Consider the following 24,245-nt stretch of genomic DNA (forward strand, 5'->3'; position numbering starts at 1 on the left):
GTATCAAACGTGAAGAAATCGAACGTGGTCAGGTACTGGCTAAGCCGGGTTCTATCAAGCCGCACACCAAGTTCGAATCTGAAGTGTACATTCTGTCCAAAGACGAAGGCGGCCGTCATACTCCGTTCTTCAAAGGCTACCGTCCGCAGTTCTACTTCCGTACAACTGACGTGACTGGCACCATCGAACTGCCGGAAGGCGTAGAGATGGTAATGCCGGGCGACAACATCAAAATGGTTGTTACCCTGATCCACCCGATCGCGATGGACGACGGTCTGCGTTTCGCAATCCGTGAAGGTGGCCGTACCGTTGGCGCGGGCGTGGTTGCTAAAGTTCTCGGCTAATTGCTGATAACATTTGACGCAATGCGCAATAAAAGGGCATCATTTGATGCCCTTTTTGCACGCTTTCACACCAGAACCTGGCTCATCAGTGATTTTTTGGGTCATAATCATTGCTGAGACAGGCTCTGAAGAGGGCGTTAAGTCCGAAACGCAACAGAGCATTTCGGTTTGGTCGCCTCGCATTTCATGCGGGGTGAAGTTATTTGTCTGAATTCTTGTGACAGGTTGGTTTATGAGTGCGAATACCGAAGCTCAAGGGAGCGGGCGCGGCCTCGAAGCGATGAAGTGGACAATCGTAGTCGTGCTGCTGGTCGTGGCCATCGTCGGCAACTTCCTTTATCGTGACATTATGCTGGCAGTGCGTGCGCTGGCTGTAGTGATTCTGATCGCTGCAGCGGGCGGTGTCGCGCTGTTAACGACAAAAGGTAAGGCGACAGTCGCCTTCGCTCGTGAAGCGAGAACCGAAGTCCGCAAGGTGATCTGGCCGACTCGCCAGGAAACGTTGCATACCACGCTGATTGTTGCCGCAGTGACTGCCGTAATGTCACTGATCCTGTGGGGACTGGATGGTATTCTGGTTCGCCTGGTATCCTTTATCACTGGCCTGAGGTTCTGAGATGTCTGAAGCTCCTAAAAAACGCTGGTACGTCGTTCAGGCGTTTTCCGGTTTTGAAGGTCGCGTAGCTACCTCGTTGCGTGAACATATCAAATTACACAATATGGAAGAGTTGTTTGGCGAAGTCATGGTGCCGACCGAAGAAGTGGTCGAAATCCGCGGCGGCCAGCGTCGTAAAAGCGAACGCAAATTCTTCCCGGGCTACGTGCTGGTCCAGATGGTGATGAACGACGCGAGCTGGCACCTGGTGCGCAGTGTACCGCGTGTGATGGGTTTCATCGGCGGTACATCTGACCGTCCGGCACCGATCAGCGACAAAGAAGTCGACGCGATCATGAACCGCCTGCAGCAGGTTGGCGACAAGCCGCGGCCGAAAACGCTGTTTGAGCCGGGTGAAATGGTTCGCGTTAGCGACGGTCCATTTGCCGACTTTAACGGTGTGGTTGAAGAAGTGGACTACGAGAAGTCTCGTCTGAAAGTGTCCGTTTCTATCTTCGGTCGTGCGACGCCGGTTGAGCTGGACTTCGCTCAGGTAGAAAAAGCCTAACAGCCGATCAAAAAAGCAACGTTTTAAACGTTGCATGAGGCGCGGAATTGACATACAATTTCGCGCCTTTTGTTTTTATGGGTCTGATTCCCATAAAGCGATATTTATCACGGGGAGCCTTTTCAGGCGCTACACCCAAACGAGGAAATTTACATGGCTAAGAAAGTACAAGCCTATGTCAAGCTGCAGGTTGCAGCTGGTATGGCAAACCCGAGTCCGCCGGTTGGTCCAGCACTGGGTCAGCAGGGTGTGAACATCATGGAATTCTGCAAAGCGTTCAACGCAAAAACTGAATCCCTGGAAAAAGGTCTGCCGATCCCGGTTGTTATTACCGTTTACGCTGACCGTTCTTTCACCTTCGTTACCAAAACTCCGCCGGCAGCAGTTCTGCTGAAAAAAGCGGCTGGTATCAAGTCTGGTTCCGGTAAACCGAACAAAGACAAAGTAGGTAAAATTTCCCGCGCTCAGCTGCAGGAAATCGCGCAGACCAAAGCTGCCGACATGACTGGTTCCGACATTGAAGCGATGACTCGCTCCATTGAAGGTACTGCACGTTCCATGGGCCTGGTAGTGGAGGACTAAGAAATGGCTAAACTGACCAAGCGCATGTCCGTGATTCGTGACAAAGTTGATGCGACCAAACAGTACGACATCAACGAAGCCATCTCTCTGCTGAAAGAACTGGCTACTGCTAAGTTCGTTGAAAGCGTTGATGTTGCCGTTAACCTCGGCATCGACGCTCGTAAATCTGACCAGAACGTCCGCGGCGCGACTGTACTGCCGCACGGTACTGGCCGTTCAGTTCGCGTAGCCGTATTTGCCCAGGGCCCGAACGCTGAAGCAGCTAAAGCTGCTGGCGCAGAGCTGGTAGGTATGGAAGATCTGGCTGACCAGATCAAAAAAGGCGAAATGAACTTTGACGTTGTTATTGCTTCCCCGGATGCAATGCGCGTTGTTGGCCAGCTGGGCCAGGTTCTGGGTCCGCGCGGCCTGATGCCAAACCCGAAAGTGGGTACCGTAACGCCGAACGTTGCTGAAGCGGTTAAGAACGCTAAAGCAGGTCAGGTTCGTTACCGTAACGACAAAAACGGCATCATCCACACCACCATCGGTAAAGTGGATTTTGACGCTGATAAACTGAAAGAAAACCTGGAAGCTCTGCTGGTTGCGCTGAAAAAAGCAAAACCGACTCAGGCTAAAGGCGTGTACATCAAGAAAATCAGCATCTCCACCACCATGGGTGCTGGCGTTGCCGTTGATCAGGCTGGTCTGAGCGCTTCTGCGAACTAAGATTAGCTTTACGTGGGCGGTGAATTTGTCTACAATCTTACCCCCACGTATTCTGCTTATAGCAGACGTATAGCCGAGATATTCAGGCTGTGGCAAGGCGACAAATGAGTGAATCGCCTGGAGCATAGTTAACTATGTGACTGGTGTGACCGAATGTAGTCAATGCCGCCACAGATTGAATAGCGACGGATAGACAAGATTTGTTCGTTGGAGCCTGGCCTATCCAGGCCTCCGTCGAAGACCGCAGGTGTTTCGCAAGAGACTTAATGCCCTGCGTAGACGGTGACAGAACGCTAAGATTATTTTTGGATACTCTGGCTTGTTTCTGCTCACCGTATTAAGACGCTCTTCTCTTTGAGTCGAGTGAAGTGAGTTCCGGAGCATGAGCTCTGGCAAACATCCAGGAGCAAAGCTAATGGCTTTAAATCTTCAAGACAAACAAGCGATTGTTGCTGAAGTCAGCGAAGTAGCCAAAGGCGCGCTGTCTGCAGTAGTTGCGGATTCCCGTGGCGTGACTGTAGACAAAATGACTGAACTGCGTAAAGCAGGTCGTGAAGCTGGCGTATACATGCGTGTTGTTCGTAACACCCTGCTGCGCCGCGTCGTTGAAGGTACTCCTTTCGAGTGCCTGAAAGACACGTTTGTTGGTCCGACCCTGATTGCATACTCTATGGAACACCCGGGCGCTGCTGCTCGTCTGTTCAAAGAGTTCGCGAAAGCGAATGCAAAATTTGAGGTCAAAGCCGCAGCCTTTGAAGGTGAGCTGATCCCGGCGTCGCAAATCGACCGCCTGGCAACTCTGCCGACCTACGAAGAAGCAATTGCACGCCTGATGGCAACCATGAAAGAAGCTTCGGCTGGCAAACTGGTTCGCACTCTGGCTGCTGTACGCGATGCGAAAGAAGCTGCTTAATCGCAGTTGTCTTTGTAAAGCATTCGCTTACGTATAAACTTATTCTGATATTCAGGAACAATTTAAATGTCTATCACTAAAGATCAAATCATTGAAGCAGTATCCGCTATGTCCGTAATGGACGTTGTTGAGCTGATCTCTGCAATGGAAGAAAAATTCGGTGTTTCCGCTGCTGCTGCTGTAGCTGTAGCTGCTGGCCCGGTTGAAGCTGCTGAAGAAAAAACTGAATTCGACGTAATTCTGAAAGGTATCGGCGCTAACAAAGTTGCCGTTATCAAAGCAGTACGTGGCGCAACTGGCCTGGGTCTGAAAGAAGCTAAAGACCTGGTAGAATCTGCTCCGGCCGCTCTGAAAGAAGGCGTGAGCAAAGATGACGCTGAAGCACTGAAAAAATCTCTGGAAGAAGCTGGCGCTGAAGTTGAAGTTAAATAAGCCAACCTTTCCGGTTGCAGCCTGAGAAATCAGGCTGATGGCTGGTGACTTTTTAGTCACCAGCCTTTTTGCGCTGTAAGGCGCCAGTAGAATTTCACACTGTTTGACTACTGGTTGTCCTGACAATGCTTGTTTCTATAGACGACTTAATATACTGCGACAGGTTAGGGCTCCTGAGCTGTGTAAATCGCAATGAAATGGTTTAAGCGTGATAGAAACAGGTATTGCGGAAAGTGTTCCATTTTCCGGTCAACAAAATAGTGTTGCATAAAAAACTGCCTTATGTGGGCAGATGGGTCGACTTGTCAGCGAGCTGAGGAACCCTATGGTTTACTCCTATACCGAGAAAAAACGTATTCGTAAGGATTTTGGTAAACGTCCGCAGGTTCTGGACATACCTTATCTCCTTTCTATCCAGCTTGACTCGTTTCAGAAGTTCATCGAGCAAGATCCTGAAGGGCAGTATGGTCTGGAAGCAGCTTTCCGTTCCGTATTCCCGATTAAAAGCTACAGCGGTAACTCTGAGCTGCAGTACGTCAGCTACCGTCTGGGCGAACCGGTTTTTGACGTTAAAGAATGTCAGATCCGTGGCGTGACCTACTCGGCACCGCTGCGCGTCAAACTGCGTCTGGTGATCTACGAGCGCGAAGCGCCGGAAGGCACCGTTAAAGACATTAAAGAACAAGAAGTCTACATGGGCGAAATTCCGCTCATGACCGACAACGGTACCTTCGTTATCAACGGTACCGAGCGCGTTATCGTTTCTCAGCTGCACCGTAGCCCGGGCGTCTTCTTTGACAGTGACAAAGGTAAGACCCACTCTTCCGGTAAGGTCCTGTATAACGCACGTATCATTCCTTACCGTGGCTCCTGGCTGGACTTCGAGTTCGACCCGAAAGACAACCTGTTTGTCCGTATCGACCGTCGTCGTAAGCTGCCGGCTACCATCATCCTGCGCGCGCTGAATTACACCACTGAGCAGATCCTTGACCTGTTCTTCGAGAAAGTGGTTTTTGAAATTCGCGATAACAAGCTGCAGATGGAACTGGTACCGGAGCGTCTGCGCGGCGAAACGGCCTCCTTCGACATCGAAGCGAACGGTAAAGTGTACGTTGAGAAAGGGCGTCGCATCACCGCACGTCACATTCGCCAGCTGGAAAAAGACGATATCAAACATATCGAAGTTCCGGTTGAGTACATCGCTGGCAAAGTTGCCTCTAAAGACTATGTTGACGAATCTACTGGCGAGTTGATCTGCCCGGCGAACATGGAGCTGAGCCTGGATCTGCTGGCCAAGCTGAGCCAGTCTGGCCATAAGCGTATCGAAACGCTGTTCACCAACGATCTGGATCACGGTCCGTACATCTCTGAGACTGTACGCGTTGACCCGACCAACGACCGTCTGAGCGCGCTGGTCGAAATCTACCGCATGATGCGCCCTGGTGAGCCGCCGACTCGTGAAGCGGCTGAAAGCCTGTTCGAGAACCTGTTCTTCTCCGAAGACCGCTACGATCTGTCCGCGGTAGGTCGTATGAAGTTCAACCGTTCTCTGCTGCGCGACGAAATCGAAGGTTCCGGTATCCTGAGCAAAGAAGACATCATCGAAGTGATGAAGAAGCTCATCGATATCCGTAACGGTAAAGGCGAAGTCGATGATATCGACCACCTCGGCAACCGTCGTATCCGTTCCGTTGGCGAAATGGCGGAAAACCAGTTCCGCGTTGGCCTGGTCCGCGTAGAGCGTGCGGTGAAAGAGCGTCTGTCTCTGGGCGATCTGGATACCCTGATGCCTCAGGATATGATCAACGCCAAGCCGATTTCTGCGGCAGTGAAAGAGTTCTTTGGCTCCAGCCAGCTGTCTCAGTTTATGGACCAGAACAACCCACTGTCTGAGATTACGCACAAACGTCGTATCTCCGCACTCGGCCCGGGCGGTCTGACCCGTGAACGCGCAGGCTTTGAAGTTCGAGACGTACACCCGACCCACTACGGTCGCGTATGTCCAATCGAAACGCCTGAAGGTCCGAACATCGGTCTGATCAACTCCCTGTCCGTGTACGCACAGACGAACGAATACGGTTTCCTCGAGACCCCGTACCGTAAAGTGACTGACGGTGTTGTAACCGACGAAATTCATTACCTGTCTGCTATCGAAGAAGGCAACTACGTTATTGCTCAGGCGAACTCCAACCTGGATGACGAAGGCCACTTTGTAGAAGATCTGGTTACCTGCCGTAGTAAAGGCGAATCCAGCTTGTTCAGCCGCGACCAGGTTGACTACATGGACGTATCCACCCAGCAGGTGGTATCCGTCGGTGCGTCCCTGATCCCGTTCCTGGAACACGATGACGCCAACCGTGCATTGATGGGTGCGAACATGCAACGTCAGGCCGTTCCGACTCTGCGCGCTGATAAGCCGCTGGTTGGTACCGGTATGGAACGTGCTGTTGCCGTTGACTCCGGTGTAACTGCGGTCGCTAAACGTGGCGGTACCGTTCAGTACGTGGATGCTTCCCGTATCGTTATCAAAGTTAACGAAGACGAGATGTACCCGGGCGAAGCCGGTATCGACATCTATAACCTGACCAAGTACACCCGTTCTAACCAGAACACCTGCATCAACCAGATGCCGTGTGTCTCTCTGGGTGAGCCGATTGAGCGCGGTGACGTGCTGGCTGACGGCCCGTCTACCGACCTCGGTGAACTGGCGCTCGGTCAGAACATGCGCGTCGCGTTCATGCCGTGGAACGGTTACAACTTCGAAGACTCCATCCTCGTTTCCGAGCGTGTTGTCCAGGAAGACCGTTTTACCACTATCCACATTCAGGAACTGGCGTGCGTGTCTCGTGACACCAAGCTGGGGCCGGAAGAGATCACCGCCGACATCCCGAACGTGGGTGAAGCTGCGCTCTCCAAACTGGATGAATCCGGTATCGTTTATATCGGTGCGGAAGTGACCGGTGGCGATATTCTGGTTGGTAAGGTGACGCCGAAAGGTGAAACCCAGCTGACGCCGGAAGAGAAACTGCTGCGTGCAATCTTCGGTGAGAAAGCGTCTGACGTTAAAGACTCTTCCCTGCGCGTACCAAACGGTGTCTCCGGTACCATTATCGACGTTCAGGTCTTTACCCGTGACGGCGTAGAAAAAGACAAGCGTGCGCTGGAAATCGAAGAGATGCAGCTCAAACAGGCTAAAAAAGACCTGTCTGAAGAACTGCAGATCCTCGAAGCTGGCCTGTTTGGTCGTATCTACGCGGTGCTGGTCTCCGGCGGTATCGAAGCTGAGAAGCTCGACAAGCTGCCGCGCGATCGCTGGCTGGAACTGGGCCTGACCGACGAAGAGAAACAAAATCAGCTGGAACAGCTGGCTGAGCAGTACGACGAACTGAAACACGAGTTCGAGAAAAAACTCGAAGCGAAACGCCGCAAAATCACTCAGGGCGACGATCTGGCACCGGGCGTGCTGAAGATTGTTAAAGTGTATCTGGCCGTTAAACGTCAGATTCAGCCTGGTGACAAAATGGCAGGTCGTCACGGTAACAAGGGTGTTATCTCTAAGATCAACCCGATCGAAGATATGCCTTACGATGAAAACGGCACGCCGGTAGACATCGTACTGAACCCGCTGGGCGTACCGTCTCGTATGAACATCGGTCAGATCCTGGAAACTCACCTGGGTATGGCTGCCAAAGGCATCGGCGAGAAAATTAACGCCATGCTGAAACAGCAGCAGGAAGTCGCCAAACTGCGCGAGTTCATCCAGCGTGCCTACGATCTGGGTACCGACGTGCGTCAGAAGGTGGATCTGAATACCTTCACTGACGAAGAAGTTATGCGTCTCGCTGAAAACCTGAAAAAAGGTATGCCGATCGCAACGCCGGTCTTCGACGGTGCGAAAGAGTCTGAAATCAAGGAACTGTTACAGCTTGGTGGCCTGCCGACTTCCGGCCAGATCACCCTGTTCGACGGTCGTACCGGTGAGCAATTCGAGCGCCAGGTTACCGTTGGCTATATGTACATGCTGAAACTGAACCACCTGGTTGATGACAAAATGCATGCGCGTTCTACCGGTTCTTACAGCCTGGTTACTCAGCAGCCGCTGGGTGGTAAGGCGCAGTTCGGTGGTCAGCGCTTCGGGGAGATGGAAGTGTGGGCGCTGGAAGCTTATGGCGCAGCATACACCCTGCAGGAAATGCTCACCGTTAAGTCTGATGACGTGAACGGCCGTACTAAGATGTATAAGAACATCGTGGACGGCAACCATCAGATGGAACCGGGCATGCCGGAATCCTTCAACGTACTGTTGAAAGAGATTCGCTCGCTGGGCATCAACATCGAACTGGAAGACGAGTAACTCTCGCTCAAACAGGTCACTGGTGCCGGGGTAAGACCCGGCGCCAGATTGTGCTAACTCCGACGGGAGCAAATCCGTGAAAGACTTATTAAAGTTTCTGAAAGCGCAAACTAAAACCGAAGAGTTTGATGCGATCAAAATTGCTCTGGCATCGCCAGACATGATCCGTTCATGGTCTTTTGGTGAAGTTAAAAAGCCGGAAACCATTAACTACCGTACGTTCAAACCTGAGCGTGACGGCCTTTTCTGTGCGCGTATTTTCGGGCCAGTAAAAGACTACGAGTGCCTGTGCGGTAAGTACAAGCGCCTGAAACACCGCGGTGTGATCTGTGAGAAGTGCGGCGTTGAAGTGACCCAGACTAAAGTGCGCCGTGAGCGTATGGGCCACATCGAGCTGGCGTCTCCGACTGCCCACATCTGGTTCCTGAAGTCTCTGCCGTCCCGTATCGGCCTGCTGCTCGATATGCCGCTGCGCGATATCGAACGCGTGCTGTACTTCGAATCTTATGTGGTTATCGAAGGCGGTATGACCAACCTGGAACGCCAGCAGATCCTGACTGAAGAACAGTATCTGGATGCGCTGGAAGAGTTCGGTGACGAATTTGACGCGAAGATGGGTGCAGAAGCTATCCAGGCCCTGCTGAAGAGCATGGATCTGGAGCAAGAGTGCGAAACTCTGCGCGAAGAGCTGAACGAAACCAACTCCGAAACCAAGCGTAAGAAGCTGACCAAGCGTATCAAACTGCTGGAAGCTTTCGTACAGTCTGGCAACAAGCCGGAGTGGATGATCCTGACCGTTCTGCCGGTTCTGCCGCCAGATCTGCGTCCGCTGGTTCCGCTGGATGGCGGTCGTTTCGCGACTTCTGACCTGAACGATCTGTATCGTCGCGTCATTAACCGTAACAACCGTCTGAAACGTCTGCTTGATCTGGCTGCGCCGGACATCATCGTACGCAACGAAAAACGTATGCTGCAGGAAGCGGTCGACGCCCTGCTGGATAACGGTCGTCGCGGTCGTGCGATCACCGGTTCTAACAAACGTCCTCTGAAATCTTTGGCCGATATGATCAAAGGTAAGCAGGGTCGTTTCCGTCAGAACCTGCTCGGTAAGCGCGTTGACTACTCCGGTCGTTCTGTAATCACCGTAGGTCCATACCTGCGTCTGCATCAGTGCGGTCTGCCGAAGAAAATGGCGCTGGAGCTGTTCAAACCGTTCATCTACGGCAAGCTGGAACTGCGTGGCCTCGCCACCACCATTAAAGCCGCTAAGAAAATGGTTGAGCGTGAAGAAGCTGTCGTTTGGGATATCCTGGACGAAGTGATCCGCGAACACCCGGTACTGCTGAACCGTGCACCAACCCTGCACCGTCTGGGTATCCAGGCATTTGAGCCGGTACTGATCGAAGGTAAAGCTATTCAGCTGCACCCGCTGGTTTGTGCGGCATACAACGCCGACTTCGATGGTGACCAGATGGCTGTTCACGTACCGCTGACGCTGGAAGCCCAGCTCGAAGCGCGTGCGCTGATGATGTCTACTAACAACATCCTGTCTCCGGCGAACGGCGAACCAATCATCGTTCCGTCTCAGGACGTTGTACTGGGTCTGTACTACATGACCCGTGACTGTGTTAACGCCAAAGGCGAAGGCATGGTGCTGACTGGCCCGAAAGAAGCTGAGCGTATTTATCGCGCTGGCCTGGCCTCTCTGCATGCGCGCGTTAAAGTGCGTATCACCGAATACGAAAAAGATGAAAACGGCGAGTTCGTTGCGAAAACCAGCCTGAAAGATACGACCGTTGGTCGCGCCATTCTGTGGATGATCGTACCGAAAGGTCTGCCTTTCTCCATCGTCAACCAGGCGCTGGGCAAGAAAGCCATCTCTAAGATGCTGAATACCTGCTACCGTATTCTGGGCCTGAAACCGACCGTTATTTTTGCGGACCAGACGATGTACACCGGCTTTGCTTATGCAGCGCGCTCAGGTGCATCCGTTGGTATCGATGACATGGTCATCCCGGAGAAAAAATACGAAATCATCAGCGAAGCGGAAGCGGAAGTTGCTGAGATTCAGGAGCAGTTCCAGTCGGGTCTGGTTACCGCTGGCGAACGCTACAACAAAGTTATCGATATCTGGGCCGCGGCGAACGATCGTGTATCCAAAGCGATGATGGACAACCTGCAAACTGAAACCGTTATTAACCGTAACGGCGAAGAAGAGCAGCAGGTCTCCTTCAACAGCATTTACATGATGGCCGACTCCGGTGCGCGTGGTTCTGCTGCACAGATTCGTCAGCTTGCCGGTATGCGTGGTCTGATGGCGAAGCCGGATGGCTCCATCATCGAAACGCCAATTACCGCGAACTTCCGTGAAGGTCTGAACGTACTCCAGTACTTCATCTCCACGCACGGTGCGCGTAAAGGTCTGGCGGATACCGCACTGAAAACGGCGAACTCCGGTTACCTGACTCGTCGTCTGGTTGACGTTGCGCAGGACCTGGTCGTGACTGAAGACGACTGTGGCACCCTGGAAGGCATCACCATGACCCCGGTTATCGAGGGTGGCGATGTTAAAGAGCCGCTGCGCGATCGCGTACTGGGTCGTGTGACCGCTGAAGACGTTCTGAAGCCGGGTACGGCGGACATTCTGGTTCCTCGCAACACGCTGCTGCACGAGCACTGGTGCGATCTGCTGGAAGAGAACTCCGTTGACTCCGTCAAAGTGCGTTCCGTTGTATCCTGTGACACCGACTTTGGTGTATGTGCGCACTGCTACGGTCGTGACCTGGCGCGTGGCCACATCATCAACAAAGGTGAGGCTATCGGCGTTATCGCGGCACAGTCCATCGGTGAGCCGGGTACACAGCTGACGATGCGTACGTTCCACATCGGTGGTGCGGCATCTCGTGCGGCTGCTGAGTCCAGCATCCAGGTGAAAAACAAAGGTAGCATCCGTCTGAGCAATGCGAAGTCGGTTGTGAACTCCAGCGGTAAGCTGGTTATTACTTCCCGTAATACCGAGCTGAAGCTGATCGACGAATTCGGTCGTACCAAAGAGAGCTATAAAGTGCCTTACGGCTCCGTTATGGCGAAAGGTGATGGCGAGCAGGTTGCCGGCGGTGAAACCGTAGCAAACTGGGATCCGCACACCATGCCGGTTATCACCGAAGTGAGTGGTTTTGTCCGCTTCACTGACATGATTGACGGCCAGACCATTACTCGTCAGACCGACGAGCTGACCGGTCTGTCTTCTCTGGTGGTTCTGGATTCTGCAGAGCGTACCACTGGCGGTAAAGATCTGCGTCCGGCGCTGAAAATCGTTGATGCTCAGGGTAATGACGTTCTGATCCCGGGTACCGACATGCCTGCGCAGTACTTCCTGCCGGGTAAAGCGATTGTTCAGCTGGAAGATGGCGTCCAGATCAGCTCTGGTGACACCCTGGCGCGTGTACCGCAGGAATCCGGCGGTACCAAGGACATCACCGGTGGTCTGCCGCGCGTTGCCGACCTGTTCGAAGCGCGTCGTCCGAAAGAGCCGGCAATCCTGGCTGAAATCAGCGGTATCATCTCCTTCGGTAAAGAAACCAAAGGGAAACGTCGTCTGGTTATCACCCCGGTAGACGGTAGCGATCCGTACGAAGAGATGATTCCTAAGTGGCGTCAGCTCAACGTGTTCGAAGGTGAACGCGTAGAACGTGGTGACGTGGTTTCCGACGGTCCGGAAGCGCCGCACGACATTCTGCGTCTGCGTGGCGTGCATGCTGTGACTCGTTACATCGTTAACGAAGTTCAGGACGTTTACCGTCTGCAGGGCGTTAAGATTAACGATAAGCACATCGAAGTTATCGTTCGTCAGATGCTGCGTAAAGCGACCATCGAAAGCGCCGGTAGTTCCGACTTCCTGGAAGGCGAACAGGTTGAATACTCCCGCGTTAAGATTGCTAACCGCGATCTGGAAGCGAACGGCAAAGTGGGTGCAACATTCTCCCGCGATCTGCTGGGTATCACCAAAGCGTCCCTGGCAACCGAATCGTTCATCTCTGCCGCATCGTTCCAGGAGACCACCCGTGTCCTGACCGAAGCAGCCGTTGCGGGTAAACGCGACGAACTGCGTGGCCTGAAAGAGAACGTTATCGTGGGTCGTCTGATCCCGGCCGGTACCGGTTATGCGTACCACCAGGATCGTATGCGCCGTCGCGCAGCGGGCGAACTGCCTGCAGCGCCGCAGGTCAGCGTGGAAGAAGCTTCTGCTAACCTGGCAGAACTGCTGAACGCGGGTCTGGGCGGTTCTGACAACGATTAATCGTTGATTCGCTAAACGCTCAAAAAGCCAGTCAGGTCACCTGACTGGCTTTTTTATTGCCTGCCAGTTTATTGTTGCCGTTTATCCCGTCTACTTTTTTATTACATTTTATTGATGTGATTGCTGCAATTAATTAGCAAATATAAACCACTCCTATAATGATTTATTTCCATGACTGTTTTTCATCTTCAATGAAAGGGTGAAAATTCTACGCGTGTCAAAAAATAAGCACCGCAAACGCTATATAGTCAAAAAACTAAAATAATCATGTGATTACTTTCCCGGTTCTTTTCGGTTTACCGCAGCCGAGGGGATTGTTACGCCTGTTAAAAGGCGATGGAGGAGGTGAACTAATAAAAACAAAGCGGAGAGTATTGTCGTTATTTAATGGATAGCTTCTGGGGGATGTATGGAATTTGCTATACAACTTATCATTATCTTAATTTGTTTGTTCTATGGTGCGAGAAAGGGCGGCATTGCGCTCGGTCTTTTAGGCGGCATTGGGCTAGTTATCCTGGTCTTTGTTTTTCACCTGAAGCCTGGAAAACCGCCCATTGATGTCATGCTGGTCATTATTGCCGTCGTGGCGGCATCGGCGACGCTGCAGGCTTCCGGTGGTTTAGACGTGATGCTGCAGATTGCCGAGAAACTCCTGCGGCGAAACCCGAAATATGTCTCGATCGTCGCGCCATTCGTCACCTGTACGCTGACGATTCTTTGCGGCACGGGGCACGTGGTATATACCATTCTGCCGATTATTTATGATGTCGCCATCAAAAATAACATCCGTCCGGAGCGACCCATGGCCGCCAGCTCGATCGGCGCGCAGATGGGGATTATCGCCAGCCCGGTTTCCGTGGCGGTCGTCTCGCTGGTGGCAATGCTTGGCAACTTTACCTTTAACGGCAAGCACCTTGAATTTCTTGACCTGCTGGCGATAACCATTCCGTCCACGCTGCTGGGGATTCTGGCCATTGGTATCTTTAGCTGGTTTCGCGGCAAAGACCTCGATAAAGACGAAACCTTCCAGGCCTTTATTGCGGTACCGGAAAACCGTCACTACGTGTACGGGGATACGGCCACGCTGCTGGATAGAAAGCTTCCGACCAGCAACTGGATTGCGATGTGGATTTTTCTGGCCTCAATCGCGGTTGTCGCCCTGCTCGGCGCCTTCTCCGAACTGCGTCCGGCATTCGACGGTAAGCCGCTGTCGATGGTGCTGGTGATCCAGATGTTTATGCTGCTCTCCGGGGCGCTCATCATCATCATTACGAAAACGAATCCGGCTTCGATCTCCAAAAATGAGGTGTTCCGTTCCGGGATGATCGCTATCGTTGCCGTGTACGGCATCGCGTGGATGGCGGAAACGATGTTCGGCGCGCACATGACCGAGATTAAAGGCGTGCTCGGGGAGATGGTGAAGGAGTACCCGTGGGCCTACGCTATCGTTCTGCTGCTGGTATCGAAGTTTGTTAACTCCCAGGCGGCTGCGCTGGCGGCGATCGTTCCGGTGGCGTTGGCGATTGGCGTCGATCCGGCCTACATCGTCGCTTCCGCGCCCGCCTGCTACGGCTATTACATTCTGCCGACCTATCCAAGCGATCTGGCGGCGATTCAGTTCGACCGCTCAGGTACTACGCATATCGGCCGCTTTGTGATTAACCATAGCTTTATTCTGCCAGGGCTCATTGGCGTCAGCGTCTCTTGCGTCTTTGGCTGGGTATTTGCAGCGATGTACGGATTTCTTTAAGAGGATACGGGCGCCGGTAGCGGCGCCTGTTAAGTCGTTGACGTTATTGTGCGAGCGGAATTCGGCGATAGAGCTCAATCATGTCGGTAGCCAGATCCTGAATGACCATCGCGTTCATCAGGTGGTCCTGAGAGTGGACGGTAATCAGGTTAACCGGAAGCTTGCCGCTGCCTTCATCCATGCCAATCAGCTGGGTCTGGATTTTATGCGCATGCTTGACGAATTCATGGGATTCCGCCATTGCCTGTTCGGCCGCAGCAAAATCGCCTTTACGCGCCAGCTGCAGAGCGGTTAAAGCCGAGCTGCGCGCTGAACCGGCATTAACCAGCAGCTCCATGATGATCGTTTCTAAATCTTCCATCTCTTACTCCATCAACTTCAGGGCTTTATCAAGCACGGCGTCGCCTTTCATCATGCCGTAATCCATCATATCGATGACGGCGACTTTTTTACCAAACGGGTCGGCCATTGCCTGTAGCTTGGCCTGCTCGTACTTCACCTGAGGGCCGAGCAGGATAATATCGGCAGCGGCAAGATTATCTTTAAACTCGGCAACCGGTACGGCTTTGATCGAGACTTCCACGCCTTTTTGTTGCGCAGCGGCCTGCATACGTTGAACCAGCATGCTGGTGGACATTCCTGCGGCACAGCATAAAACGATATTCTTCATAATTGTTGGCCCTTATGTTCCTTGATGTACCATCTTTATCGCGGGCTGGCGGGTGGGACAACCGCTTTACGGTGATTGTGTGTAAGTCATCACAAAATAATGAAACCGGTTTCGGATTTAGGGTTGAAAACGGTAAAAGCCCGCTCCGCCGGGCCTATAGCAGCGTGCTCTCTTAGGTGCGGACGATACGATTCTTGCCCTGCTGCTTGGCTTTATAAAGCGCTTCATCAACGCGCACGACAAGCTGCTCCAGGGGCTCCATATTCCATTCGCCCAGGCCCGCACTGAAGGTGACCGTTAATCCTTCTTCACGCCAGGAGCGCTGCGCGACGCTGGCTCGCCAGCTTTCCAGCAACATCAGAGCGTTATCAATATGTCCGCCGGAAAATATCACCGCAAACTCTTCGCCGCCGTAGCGGTAAAGCGAAATTTGCAGGGGCTGGAGGATTTGCAACCCTTCCCGGGCGACATTGCGCAGCACGATATCGCCGTTGAGGTGACCCCAGGTGTCGTTTATCGTTTTGAAGTTATCAATATCAACCAGCGCAAGAGAGAAGGGATGGTGATCGTTCATCAGCGCGGCGATATCGCTGTCGAAGGCGCGGCGGTTCTTGCAGCCGGTTAGCGCGTCGATGGTCGCCTGGCGAACGTAGGTTAACTCGCGCTGCTTATTGCTCTCGATGGCTTTGCTGAGCATCGCTTCCAGCCGCGGGGCGCGCTGAACATCCCCGGTTTTAATCGCATTGATGATGTTCATCAACACCGTACGTGAAGCATGGCGCAGATACAGGCCAAACAGCACGATAACGATCGCGGCCAGGGCAAAGCTCCAGGCGACGATATCCGTTTCATGGCGCGTTAAGTTGACCAGCGTCGAGTTATCGACCCGATAAATAACAAACCAGTCGGGGTTGGTAAAGGAGTAGTAATAGTACCAGGTGTCCGTATTGGTGTCGTACAGCTGGCCTTCGCCGCTGGTCATTCTGTCCATCAAGGCTTCACTGACGTAGGGTTTAAACAAAGCGCCGGGATCGGGATGGAGAACGACTTTACCATCGCGTTGCACCACAAAAAATTCCCCCTGGACGGGTGCAACCATCTGCCGTAACGCGTAGCCCATTGAGGTGAGATCGAGATGAAACGCGAGACTGCCCTTTAGCCGTCCCTCTGGAGAAATTATGGGTTTGTAGACGGTAATCGTCGGATGATGCGTGAAGTAGTCGTTGTACGGGCTGGTATACAGACTGAAGGTACTGGCTTCCGCTTGCTTAATAAACCACGGCCTTGTTTTGGCATCGAAGGACTGGCTGTCTTCGGTTTCCAGAACCTCGGGCGCGCGCAGATAGTGCCCATTGGTATCCGCCAGCGAGATGGACGAAACGGTCTGCATCATATTTTGCAACTGCATAAGCTGCATCAACCCTTTTTCTGGATTGACGTTAACCGCCTCATTCAGCGCATCGTTGCGGGCAAAGAAAGTGGCGGCACGGGTGAGGATAAAGTCGTTGCCCTGCAGCAGCGTCTCCGTGTAGTTGGTCGCCATATTGTGGGTAAAATTGCGATTAATATGATGATAATCTTCGAGAAAATCATTCCTCTGCGTCGTCGTGGCAAACACCGCTATCAGCAAGAAGCTGAATAAAATACCCGCAAATCCTATGATAATCGGCGTGGTGAAAGAGAGCTTTCTATTATGACGAGCCATGAGTCGTAAATCGTTCCAGAAGCGTTAAACCGTGGGTGGAGACGCAGGTTTAGCCAGCATGCCTGCTGAGCGAATCAGATAAAACTCCGGTAATTATAACGCTGACGTTGTGATATGGACTGATTAATATTCGTTATTGATGGAATTACCGTTACCGCACAGAGGCGGGAGCAGGGCGAAAAGGAGGAAGAGTGAATATTCGCCCTGGCCAGCGTCCGCTGCTGACAGGGGCAGAATAGAGAAACGGGAACAGGGCCACAATCGCCCGTTTCTCTTATTACGATCGTGCATGAAGAACGTTTAAGAAATTACATTTGTTATCATGACGATTGGGAAGCGCGTCCCAGCCAGCTGTCCCAATCCTTCCATACCGGCTGTAGACCGCTGGCCATCAGCGCGCCGGCGACCTCTTCCGGGCGGCGGTCATCGTGAGGCGCGAACTGCTCCAGCTCCGGATGGTTATCGGCATACCCGCCGGGCTGGGTTTTCGAAAAGGCGCTGACGTTGTTGATGGCCAGCGGGATCACCCGATCGCGGAACCAGGGGGATTCGCGGGTGGAGAGCGAGAGTTCCACTTCCGGAGCCAGCAGGCGGAAGGCGCAAATGGTTTGCACCAGCTGCCGTTCATCCATTAATGAGGCGGGCTCGATCCCCCCCGCGCAAGGCCGCAGTCGTGGGAAGGAGATGGAGTAGCGGCTGCGCCAGTAATGCTGCTGGAGCCACAGCAAATGCTCCGCCACCATAAAGCAGTCCACCCGCCAGCTGTCGGAAAGGCCAATAAGTGCGCCAAGTCCAATTTTATCAATCCCCGCCTGCCCAAGCCTGTCCGGCGTATCCAGCCGCCAGAAGAAGTCCTGCTTTTTCCCTTTCAGATGGTGTTTCGCATACATGCTTTCATGATAGGTCTCCTGATAGACCATCACCCCGTCCAGACCGAGGGTTTTCAGCTCGGCGTACTCTTCCATCGCCAGCGGCTGGACCTCCATATGCAGCGAGGCGAACTGGTGGCGAATCGCGGGCAGATGTTGACGAAAGTAGTCCATGCCGACTTTGCCCTCATGTTCGCCGGTCACCAGCAGCAGATGCTCAAAGCCCATTTCGCGGATCGCCGCGCATTCGCGGGCTATTTCCGCCTCATCCAGAGTCTTGCGCTTGATGCGGTTACTCATGGAGAAACCACAGTAGGTACAGTCGTTGGCGCAGAGATTAGAGAGATACAGCGGGACATAAAAGCTGACGGTATTACCAAAACGCTGGCGAGTCAGGCGCTGGGCGCGCTGGGCCAGAGGCTCCAGATAGTCCGCGGCGGCGGGGGAGAGCAGGGCCATCATATCGTCGCGGCTGAGCTGTTTGGCCGCCAGGGCGCGTTCAACGTCGGCGGGGGTTTTCCCGTTGATTCGCAGGCGAATGTCGTCCCAGTCCAGCTGCCGCCAACGGTCAGTGAAGGTGTTCATACCCGCGCCTCCAGAAAGCCCGTCAGAGGGCTGGTGGCCTGCGCCTGCGCGCTGCGCGCGCCCGGGCCTGCCTGTCGGGCCAGCAAGCCGGCATCGATCGCTAAACGGAAGGCCCGCGCCATGGTTACCGGATCGTCGGCAACGGCGATGGCGGTATTCACCAGTACCGCGTCAGCGCCCATTTCCAGCGCCTGCGCCGCGTGGCTCGGCACGCCAATACCCGCGTCAACGACTACCGGCACCGTGGCCTGCGCGATAATAATCTCCAGCATCGCTTTAGTTTCCAGCCCCTGATTGGAGCCGATGGGCGCGCCGAGCGGCATCACCGCCGCGCAGCCCGCTTCTTCGAGGCGCTTGCACAGCACCGGGTCGGCGCCGCAGTAAGGCAGCACCACGAAGCCTTCCCGTACCAGAATCTCCGCCGCTTTCAGTGTTTCGATCGGATCGGGGAGCAGCCAGCGGGCGTCCGGATGAATTTCCAGCTTCAGCCAGTGGGTGCCCAGCGCTTCCCGCGCCAGGCGGGCGGCAAATACCGCCTCTTCCGCCGTTTTGGCGCCGGAGGTGTTGGGCAGCAGGCTAACGCCGGCCGCCAGCAGCGGCGCGAGGATCGCGTCATTATGCTGACGGAGATCGACGCGCTTCATCGCCAGCGTCACCAGCTGGCTGCCGGAGGCGCGAATGGCCTCTACCATGACGTCGGGGGCGGCGAATTTACCGGTGCCGGTGAAAAGATGTGACTCAAACGTTTTATCCGCAATACGTAACATGTCAGCCTCCAGCGATAACCTGAAAAAGCAGGATTTGATCGCCTTCCTGTAAGAGATGATCTTGCCACCGTTCACGCGGCAGGATGCGTTGATTGAGCGCCAGCGCGACGCCCGGCTGCTGCTGTTCCAGCTGCGTGAGCAGATCGGCGACGGAGGTCGCTTCGGCGCACTGCAACGGTTCATCGTTAAACCATACCCGCATGCTGCCCTCCGCATACCGGACAGCCCTGAGCCCGCTGGAGCGCGAGAGTGCGCCAGCTGCTGGTGCGGGCATCGAACAGGCGCAGCGCGTTCCGCGGGGCCATCATACCGGCGAGCAGCTTGATGGCCTCCAGCGCCTGTAGGGTACCCATCATGCCAACCACCGGACCGATAATGCCCGCCGTACGGCAGTTGCGCTCAGGCTCGTTAGCGTCCGGCCACAGACAGCGATAGCAGCCCTGCTCCCACGGCGGCGTCAGTACCATCAGCTGCCCCCCAAGCCCGACGGCGCTGGCGGTAATCAGCGGCGTTTTAAGCGCGACGCAGGCGGCGTTGATCGCCTGACGAGTCGCCATGTTATCGGTGCAATCCAGTACCACATCGGCCTTCGCCACTTCATCCAGCAGGGCCTTTCCGCCTAACCGCTGCTTAAGCGCAATCAGTTCAATCTGCGGATTTAACTGAGCCAGCCGGGCCCTGGCGGCAGCGGCTTTGGACCGCGAGATATCCTCGCTGGTGAATAAAATTTGTCGCTGCAGGTTACTGACGTGCACGTCGTCGTCGTCGACCAGCACCAGCGTGCCGACGCCAGCTCCGGCAAGATAGAGCGCAGCGGGAGAGCCCAGCCCGCCAAGACCCACGATCAACACCCGGCTGGCCAGCAGCTTTTGCTGGCCTTCAATGGCGATATCCTCCAGCAGCAGCTGGCGGCTATAGCGCATAAAATCGCTGTCATTCATCACCGGCTCCCGCTATCTCGAGCAGCCGGGCCGTTGCCTGTCGCCAGTCGGCCGCCTGAGTAATGGCGCTGACCACCGCAACGCTGCCGACGCCGGTCGCCAGTACCGCCGGGGCGCGCTCAAGGCTGATGCCGCCAATCGCCACGGTTGGATAATCCCCGAGTCGCTGAATATGCTGCGCCAGCTGATCCAGCCCCTGAGGGGCGGAAGGCATCTGCTTGGTTTGCGTTGGAAAAACGTGCCCAAGCGCGATGTAAGAGGGACGCGCCGCCAGCGCGATATCAATTTCCATATCGTCATGTGTCGAAACGCCAAGTCGCAGCCCGGCGTTGCGGATGGCGCTGAGGTCAGTCGTTTCCAGATCCTCCTGGCCTAAATGCACGCCGTAAGCCTGATGTTTGATAGCCAGGCGCCAGTAATCATTAATAAACAGCCGCGCATGGTATTTGCGTCCCAGGGCGATAGCGGCAACGACATGCTCTTCAACTTCACTATCGCGTTTATCCTTGATGCGCAGCTGGAGAGTGCGAACGCCCGCGGCCAGCAGGCGTTCGATCCACGTGACGCTATCGACGACCGGATAGAGCCCTAAACGGAAAGGGACGGATGGAAAATCGGGTTGATACATCAGGCTTCCTCCTTACGTAGATAGATTTCACTGCCGCGGGCGCGGAAGTTATCCGACATATCGGCCATCCCCACTTCGATGGTCTGCGCGGCGGCGTAGTCGCGAACTTCCTGGCTTATCTTCATTGAGCAGAATTTAGGGCCGCACATGGAGCAGAAGTGGGCCACTTTGCCTGACTCCTGCGGCAGGGTTTCGTCGTGGTAAGCGCGCGCGGTGAACGGGTCGAGCGCCAGATTAAACTGATCTTCCCAGCGGAACTCGAAGCGCGCTTTCGACATGGCGTTATCGCGGATCTGCGCGCCGGGGTGGCCTTTGGCGAGATCGGTGGCGTGGGCGGCAATTTTGTAGGTAATCAGGCCCTGCTTAACGTCTTCTTTATTCGGCAGGCCGAGGTGCTCTTTTGGCGTCACGTAGCAGAGCATCGCGCAGCCGAACCAGCCGATCATGGCGGCGCCAATTCCCGAGGTGAAATGGTCGTAGCCCGGCGCGATATCGGTGGTTAGTGGTCCTAAGGTGTAGAACGGCGCTTCGTGGCAGTGCTCCAGCTCTTCGGCCATATTGCGCTGAATCATCTGCATCGGCACGTGGCCCGGGCCTTCGATCATCACCTGTACGTCATACTCCCAGGCGATTTTGGTCAGTTCGCCCAGAGTGTGCAGTTCGGCGAACTGCGCTTCGTCGTTGGCATCCTGAATCGAGCCGGGACGCAGGCCGTCGCCCAATGACAGCGAGACGTCATAGGCGGCGCAGATTTCGCAGATTTCGCGGAAATGCTGGTAGAGGAAATTCTCTTGGTGATGGGACAGGCACCATTTCGCCATGATTGAGCCGCCGCGGGAGACGATGCCGGTCAGGCGCCTGGCGGTCATCGGCACGTAGCGCAGCAGCACGCCCGCATGGATGGTGAAATAGTCCACCCCCTGTTCCGCCTGCTCGAGAAGCGTATCGCGGAAGGCTTCCCAGGTGAGATCTTCGGCGATCCCGTTGACCTTCTCCAGCGCCTGGTAGATCGGCACCGTACCGATCGGTACCGGACTATTGCGCAGGATCCACTCGCGGGTTTCGTGAATATAGCGGCCGGTGGAGAGGTCCATAACCGTATCCGCTCCCCAGCGCGTCGCCCACACCAGCTTCTCGACCTCTTCTTCAATCGACGAGGTGACCGCCGAGTTGCCGATATTGGCGTTAACCTTCACGAGGAAGTTGCGGCCAATAATCATCGGTTCGGATTCTGGATGATTTATATTGGCCGGGATAATCGCGCGCCCGGCGGCGACTTCAGCGCGCACAAACTCCGGGGTGATATTCTCCGGCAGCCGCGCGCCAAACCCAACGCCCGGATGCTGCTGGCGCAGCACTTCGCCACGAATACGCTCGCGGCCCATATTCTCGCGAATGGCGATGAACTCCATCTCCGGGGTGACAATCCCCTGACGGGCGTAGTGCAGCTGCGTCACGCATTTCCCGACCATGGCACGCCTGGGCGTGAGCAGGCCGGTAAAGCGCAGTTCGTTGAGGCCATCATCTGCCAGCCGTTGCTTGGTATACGCCGAGCTGCGGTCGCTGAGTTCTTCGCAGTCGCGACGCGCATCAATCCACGGCTGACGCAGTTTTTTCAGACCCTGCTGAACGTTAATCGCGATGTGCGGATCGCCGTAGGCGCCGGAGGTGTCATAGACCGGAATAGCTTCGTTCGCTTCGTACTGAGGATTATCTTTGCTGCCGCCGATAAGCGTCGGGCTCAGCTGAATTTCGCGCATCGGTACGCGAATATCTTCCTGCGAACCGGGGATATAGATGCGCTGCGAATTGGGAAATGCGGTACCTTCCAGGGTGTCGATAAAGCGCTGGGCGCGTTCGCGTTGCTCTCGACGCGTGAGTTTTGTTGTAGACATAGCTCATTCCAGTTAAACAGGATATGGCTTGCCAGACGACGGATGGAGTAACAGATGCGATCGGCCCTGAAGAGGCTGATGCTAAACGCAGTTTACTCTTGTTCCCTTCGCAGGTATTAGCCTGATCAGGTTCCGCGGATCCCGAATTAACGGTCTCAGCCTTTTCCAGTGTGGAAAATGGGCACTCCGACAAGATGACATCCCCCCTCCGTGAGGGGGAATGTATGTAAACTACGCGTTAATGGCTCACAACTCAAGCGGTCGGCGCGATATTGTCGCTGACGTTGTCTTTGCGGCTGTGGGCGACGGCGAGGGCGATCAGGTGATCTTCCAGCGCAAAGCGCGCTTCCAGCGCTTCGCCGATATCCGACAGCGCCTGCTGGAACTCAAGGTAGTTATCGTGATCGATGGCGTTTTCGAGGCAGGAGTCGTAATAATCCATGATCTGCTGGGTATTGGCCTGCAGCTGTGGATAAATCTTAGTGGCGGCTAAAAGTGGCGTATCGCCTTCCAATTCGCCGATAAAGCGTTCATAAATATTAAAATGGCCGGAGGATAGGTAGTCCACCAGGCTTTGACAAAAATCATCCAGCGCTTTCTCATTAAGCCGCATAAATGATTCTTTGCCGGGCTTCAGGCCAACCAGGTTGTAGTAAGCCACAAGCAAATGCTTACGTACTTGTAGCCAGCGATCGACCAGTTTATTGCTGCCTCCAACACGTTCCGTCAGGTTTTCCAGCTGGTTTAACATGGTTGACTCCGCAAGGATTTAAGAGAAATACGTTGCTCACCAAAATGTAAATTTAATGTTAAAAGTGCCAGTAAAATAAAGGTAGTGCAATAGATATGGATCGTATTATTGAAAAATTAGATCGCGGCTGGTGGATCGTCAGCCACGAACAGAAATTATGGTTGCCCGACGGGGAATTACCCTATGGCGAAGCGGTAAATTTTAATCTTGCGGGGCAGCCCGCGCTGCGAATCGGAGAATGGCAGGGCGATCCGGTGTGGCTGGTCCGCCAGGATCGCCGGCATGAGATGGGATCGCTGCGTCAGGTGCTCGATCAGGATGCTGGCCTTTTTCAACTGGCGGGACGCGGGATCCAGCTGGCGGAGTTCTACCGCTCGCACAAATTCTGCGGCTACTGCGGCCATCCGATGCACCCCAGCAAAACCGAATGGGCAATGCTGTGCAGCCACTGCCGTGAACGCTACTACCCGCAAATCGCCCCGTGCATTATCGTCGCCATCCGTCGGGATGATTCTATCCTGCTGGCGCAGCATACTCGCCATCGTAACGGCGTGCATACGGTGCTGGCCGGGTTTGTCGAAGTCGGCGAAACCCTGGAGCAGACCGTTGCCCGCGAGGTGATGGAGGAGAGCGGCATTAAGGTGAAAAACCTGCGCTACGTGACCTCTCAGCCCTGGCCGTTCCCACAATCGCTGATGACCGCGTTTATGGCCGAGTACGATAGCGGCGAGATTGTCATCGACAAGAAAGAGCTGCTGGAGGCGGGATGGTATCGCTATGACAATCTGCCGCTTTTGCCGCCGCCGGGCACCGTGGCGCGCCGTCTGATTGAAGATACCGTGGCGATGTGTCGGGCAGAGTATGAGTGACATGTTACATACACTTTAT

The 24,245-nt window shown here is 54.6% G+C and carries 20 protein-coding genes, 1 pseudogene and 1 riboswitch; of the genes and pseudogenes, 11 read left to right on the plus strand and 10 right to left on the minus strand.

The genetic code is table 11. The features are described from left to right. From tuf to dcuB, 10 genes and pseudogenes are all read left to right on the plus strand, one after another. A pseudogene (tuf, locus tag HMPREF1144_RS10765) lies at positions 1 to 344 on the plus strand (elongation factor Tu); the annotation flags it as partial. Positions 345 to 576: 232 nt separating this feature from the next. Then, positions 577 to 960: a preprotein translocase subunit SecE gene (secE, locus tag HMPREF1144_RS10770; protein WP_004097638.1), complete on the plus strand. Its 384-nt coding sequence runs from the start codon at positions 577 to 579 to the stop codon at positions 958 to 960. A 1-nt stretch (position 961) separates the two neighbouring features. Beyond that, positions 962 to 1,507, plus strand: a complete 546-nt coding sequence (nusG, locus tag HMPREF1144_RS10775) for a transcription termination/antitermination protein NusG (protein WP_002438628.1) — start codon at positions 962 to 964, stop codon at positions 1,505 to 1,507. 153 nt (positions 1,508 to 1,660) lie between these two features. Then, positions 1,661 to 2,089 (plus strand): 50S ribosomal protein L11, encoded by a 429-nt coding sequence (gene rplK, locus HMPREF1144_RS10780; RefSeq protein WP_004097640.1) that lies wholly within the window; start codon positions 1,661 to 1,663, stop codon positions 2,087 to 2,089. Between the two features lie 3 nt (positions 2,090 to 2,092). Then, positions 2,093 to 2,797 carry a 50S ribosomal protein L1 gene (gene rplA / locus HMPREF1144_RS10785; protein WP_004097642.1) on the plus strand — a complete coding sequence of 235 codons (705 nt, stop codon included), beginning with the start codon at positions 2,093 to 2,095 and terminating at the stop codon, positions 2,795 to 2,797. A gap of 415 nt (positions 2,798 to 3,212) precedes the next feature. Next, positions 3,213 to 3,710 (plus strand): 50S ribosomal protein L10, encoded by a 498-nt coding sequence (gene rplJ, locus HMPREF1144_RS10790; RefSeq protein WP_004097644.1) that lies wholly within the window; start codon positions 3,213 to 3,215, stop codon positions 3,708 to 3,710. A gap of 66 nt (positions 3,711 to 3,776) precedes the next feature. Then, positions 3,777 to 4,142 carry a 50S ribosomal protein L7/L12 gene (gene rplL / locus HMPREF1144_RS10795; RefSeq protein WP_004097645.1) on the plus strand — a complete coding sequence of 122 codons (366 nt, stop codon included), beginning with the start codon at positions 3,777 to 3,779 and terminating at the stop codon, positions 4,140 to 4,142. Between the two features lie 325 nt (positions 4,143 to 4,467). Next, the gene (rpoB, locus tag HMPREF1144_RS10800) at positions 4,468 to 8,496 is read left to right on the plus strand and encodes a DNA-directed RNA polymerase subunit beta (protein ID WP_004097647.1); all 4,029 of its coding nucleotides are present in this window, start codon (positions 4,468 to 4,470) and stop codon (positions 8,494 to 8,496) included. Between the two features lie 76 nt (positions 8,497 to 8,572). Further along, entirely contained in the window at positions 8,573 to 12,796 is a 4,224-nt protein-coding gene (rpoC, locus tag HMPREF1144_RS10805; protein ID WP_004097649.1) for a DNA-directed RNA polymerase subunit beta', read from the plus strand. A gap of 409 nt (positions 12,797 to 13,205) precedes the next feature. Beyond that, on the plus strand, positions 13,206 to 14,546 hold the full coding sequence (gene dcuB / locus HMPREF1144_RS10810) for an anaerobic C4-dicarboxylate transporter DcuB (protein ID WP_009652772.1): 1,341 nt from the start codon (positions 13,206 to 13,208) through the stop codon (positions 14,544 to 14,546). A 43-nt stretch (positions 14,547 to 14,589) separates the two neighbouring features. Here dcuB and HMPREF1144_RS10815 read toward each other — a convergent pair whose 3' ends face one another. The 10 genes from HMPREF1144_RS10815 to HMPREF1144_RS10860 all read right to left on the minus strand — a co-directional run bounded on the left by HMPREF1144_RS10815 (position 14,590) and on the right by HMPREF1144_RS10860 (position 23,357). Then, positions 14,590 to 14,907, minus strand: coding sequence for a PTS lactose/cellobiose transporter subunit IIA (locus HMPREF1144_RS10815; RefSeq protein WP_004097651.1), 318 nt, complete (start codon positions 14,905 to 14,907; stop codon positions 14,590 to 14,592). A 3-nt stretch (positions 14,908 to 14,910) separates the two neighbouring features. After that, on the minus strand, positions 14,911 to 15,216 hold the full coding sequence (locus HMPREF1144_RS10820) for a PTS sugar transporter subunit IIB (protein WP_004097653.1): 306 nt from the start codon (positions 15,214 to 15,216) through the stop codon (positions 14,911 to 14,913). A 172-nt stretch (positions 15,217 to 15,388) separates the two neighbouring features. Beyond that, positions 15,389 to 16,921: a sensor domain-containing diguanylate cyclase gene (locus HMPREF1144_RS10825; RefSeq protein ID WP_004097656.1), complete on the minus strand. Its 1,533-nt coding sequence runs from the start codon at positions 16,919 to 16,921 to the stop codon at positions 15,389 to 15,391. Positions 16,922 to 17,241: 320 nt separating this feature from the next. Next, positions 17,242 to 18,375 (minus strand): 2-iminoacetate synthase ThiH, encoded by a 1,134-nt coding sequence (gene thiH / locus HMPREF1144_RS10830; RefSeq protein ID WP_009652765.1) that lies wholly within the window; start codon positions 18,373 to 18,375, stop codon positions 17,242 to 17,244. After that, positions 18,372 to 19,142, minus strand: coding sequence for a thiazole synthase (gene thiG, locus HMPREF1144_RS10835; RefSeq protein ID WP_004097659.1), 771 nt, complete (start codon positions 19,140 to 19,142; stop codon positions 18,372 to 18,374). The genes thiH and thiG overlap by 4 nt, the downstream gene beginning before the upstream one ends. Position 19,143: 1 nt before the next feature. After that, positions 19,144 to 19,344 (minus strand): sulfur carrier protein ThiS, encoded by a 201-nt coding sequence (thiS, locus tag HMPREF1144_RS10840; RefSeq protein WP_004097660.1) that lies wholly within the window; start codon positions 19,342 to 19,344, stop codon positions 19,144 to 19,146. Then, complete coding sequence (locus tag HMPREF1144_RS10845) at positions 19,328 to 20,083, minus strand: HesA/MoeB/ThiF family protein (protein ID WP_004097662.1); 756 nt, start codon at positions 20,081 to 20,083, stop codon at positions 19,328 to 19,330. Before HMPREF1144_RS10845 ends, thiS begins: the two co-directional genes overlap by 17 nt. Further along, the gene (gene thiE / locus HMPREF1144_RS10850) at positions 20,076 to 20,711 is read right to left on the minus strand and encodes a thiamine phosphate synthase (protein WP_009652773.1); all 636 of its coding nucleotides are present in this window, start codon (positions 20,709 to 20,711) and stop codon (positions 20,076 to 20,078) included. Before thiE ends, HMPREF1144_RS10845 begins: the two co-directional genes overlap by 8 nt. Then, on the minus strand, positions 20,711 to 22,606 hold the full coding sequence (gene thiC, locus HMPREF1144_RS10855) for a phosphomethylpyrimidine synthase ThiC (protein ID WP_009652774.1): 1,896 nt from the start codon (positions 22,604 to 22,606) through the stop codon (positions 20,711 to 20,713). The genes thiE and thiC overlap by 1 nt, the downstream gene beginning before the upstream one ends. An 85-nt stretch (positions 22,607 to 22,691) precedes the next feature. Next, a riboswitch (TPP riboswitch) is annotated at positions 22,692 to 22,805 on the minus strand. Between the two features lie 54 nt (positions 22,806 to 22,859). Then, positions 22,860 to 23,357, minus strand: coding sequence for an Rsd/AlgQ family anti-sigma factor (locus tag HMPREF1144_RS10860; protein WP_004097666.1), 498 nt, complete (start codon positions 23,355 to 23,357; stop codon positions 22,860 to 22,862). A 95-nt stretch (positions 23,358 to 23,452) separates the two neighbouring features. Here HMPREF1144_RS10860 and nudC point away from each other — a divergent pair, with 95 nt between their 5' ends. Beyond that, entirely contained in the window at positions 23,453 to 24,226 is a 774-nt protein-coding gene (nudC, locus tag HMPREF1144_RS10865) for an NAD(+) diphosphatase (RefSeq protein ID WP_004097667.1), read from the plus strand. Positions 24,227 to 24,245 lie beyond the last annotated feature (19 nt).

The organism is Klebsiella sp. OBRC7 (genome assembly GCF_000293135.1).
Lineage (GTDB): Bacteria > Pseudomonadota > Gammaproteobacteria > Enterobacterales > Enterobacteriaceae > Klebsiella > Klebsiella michiganensis.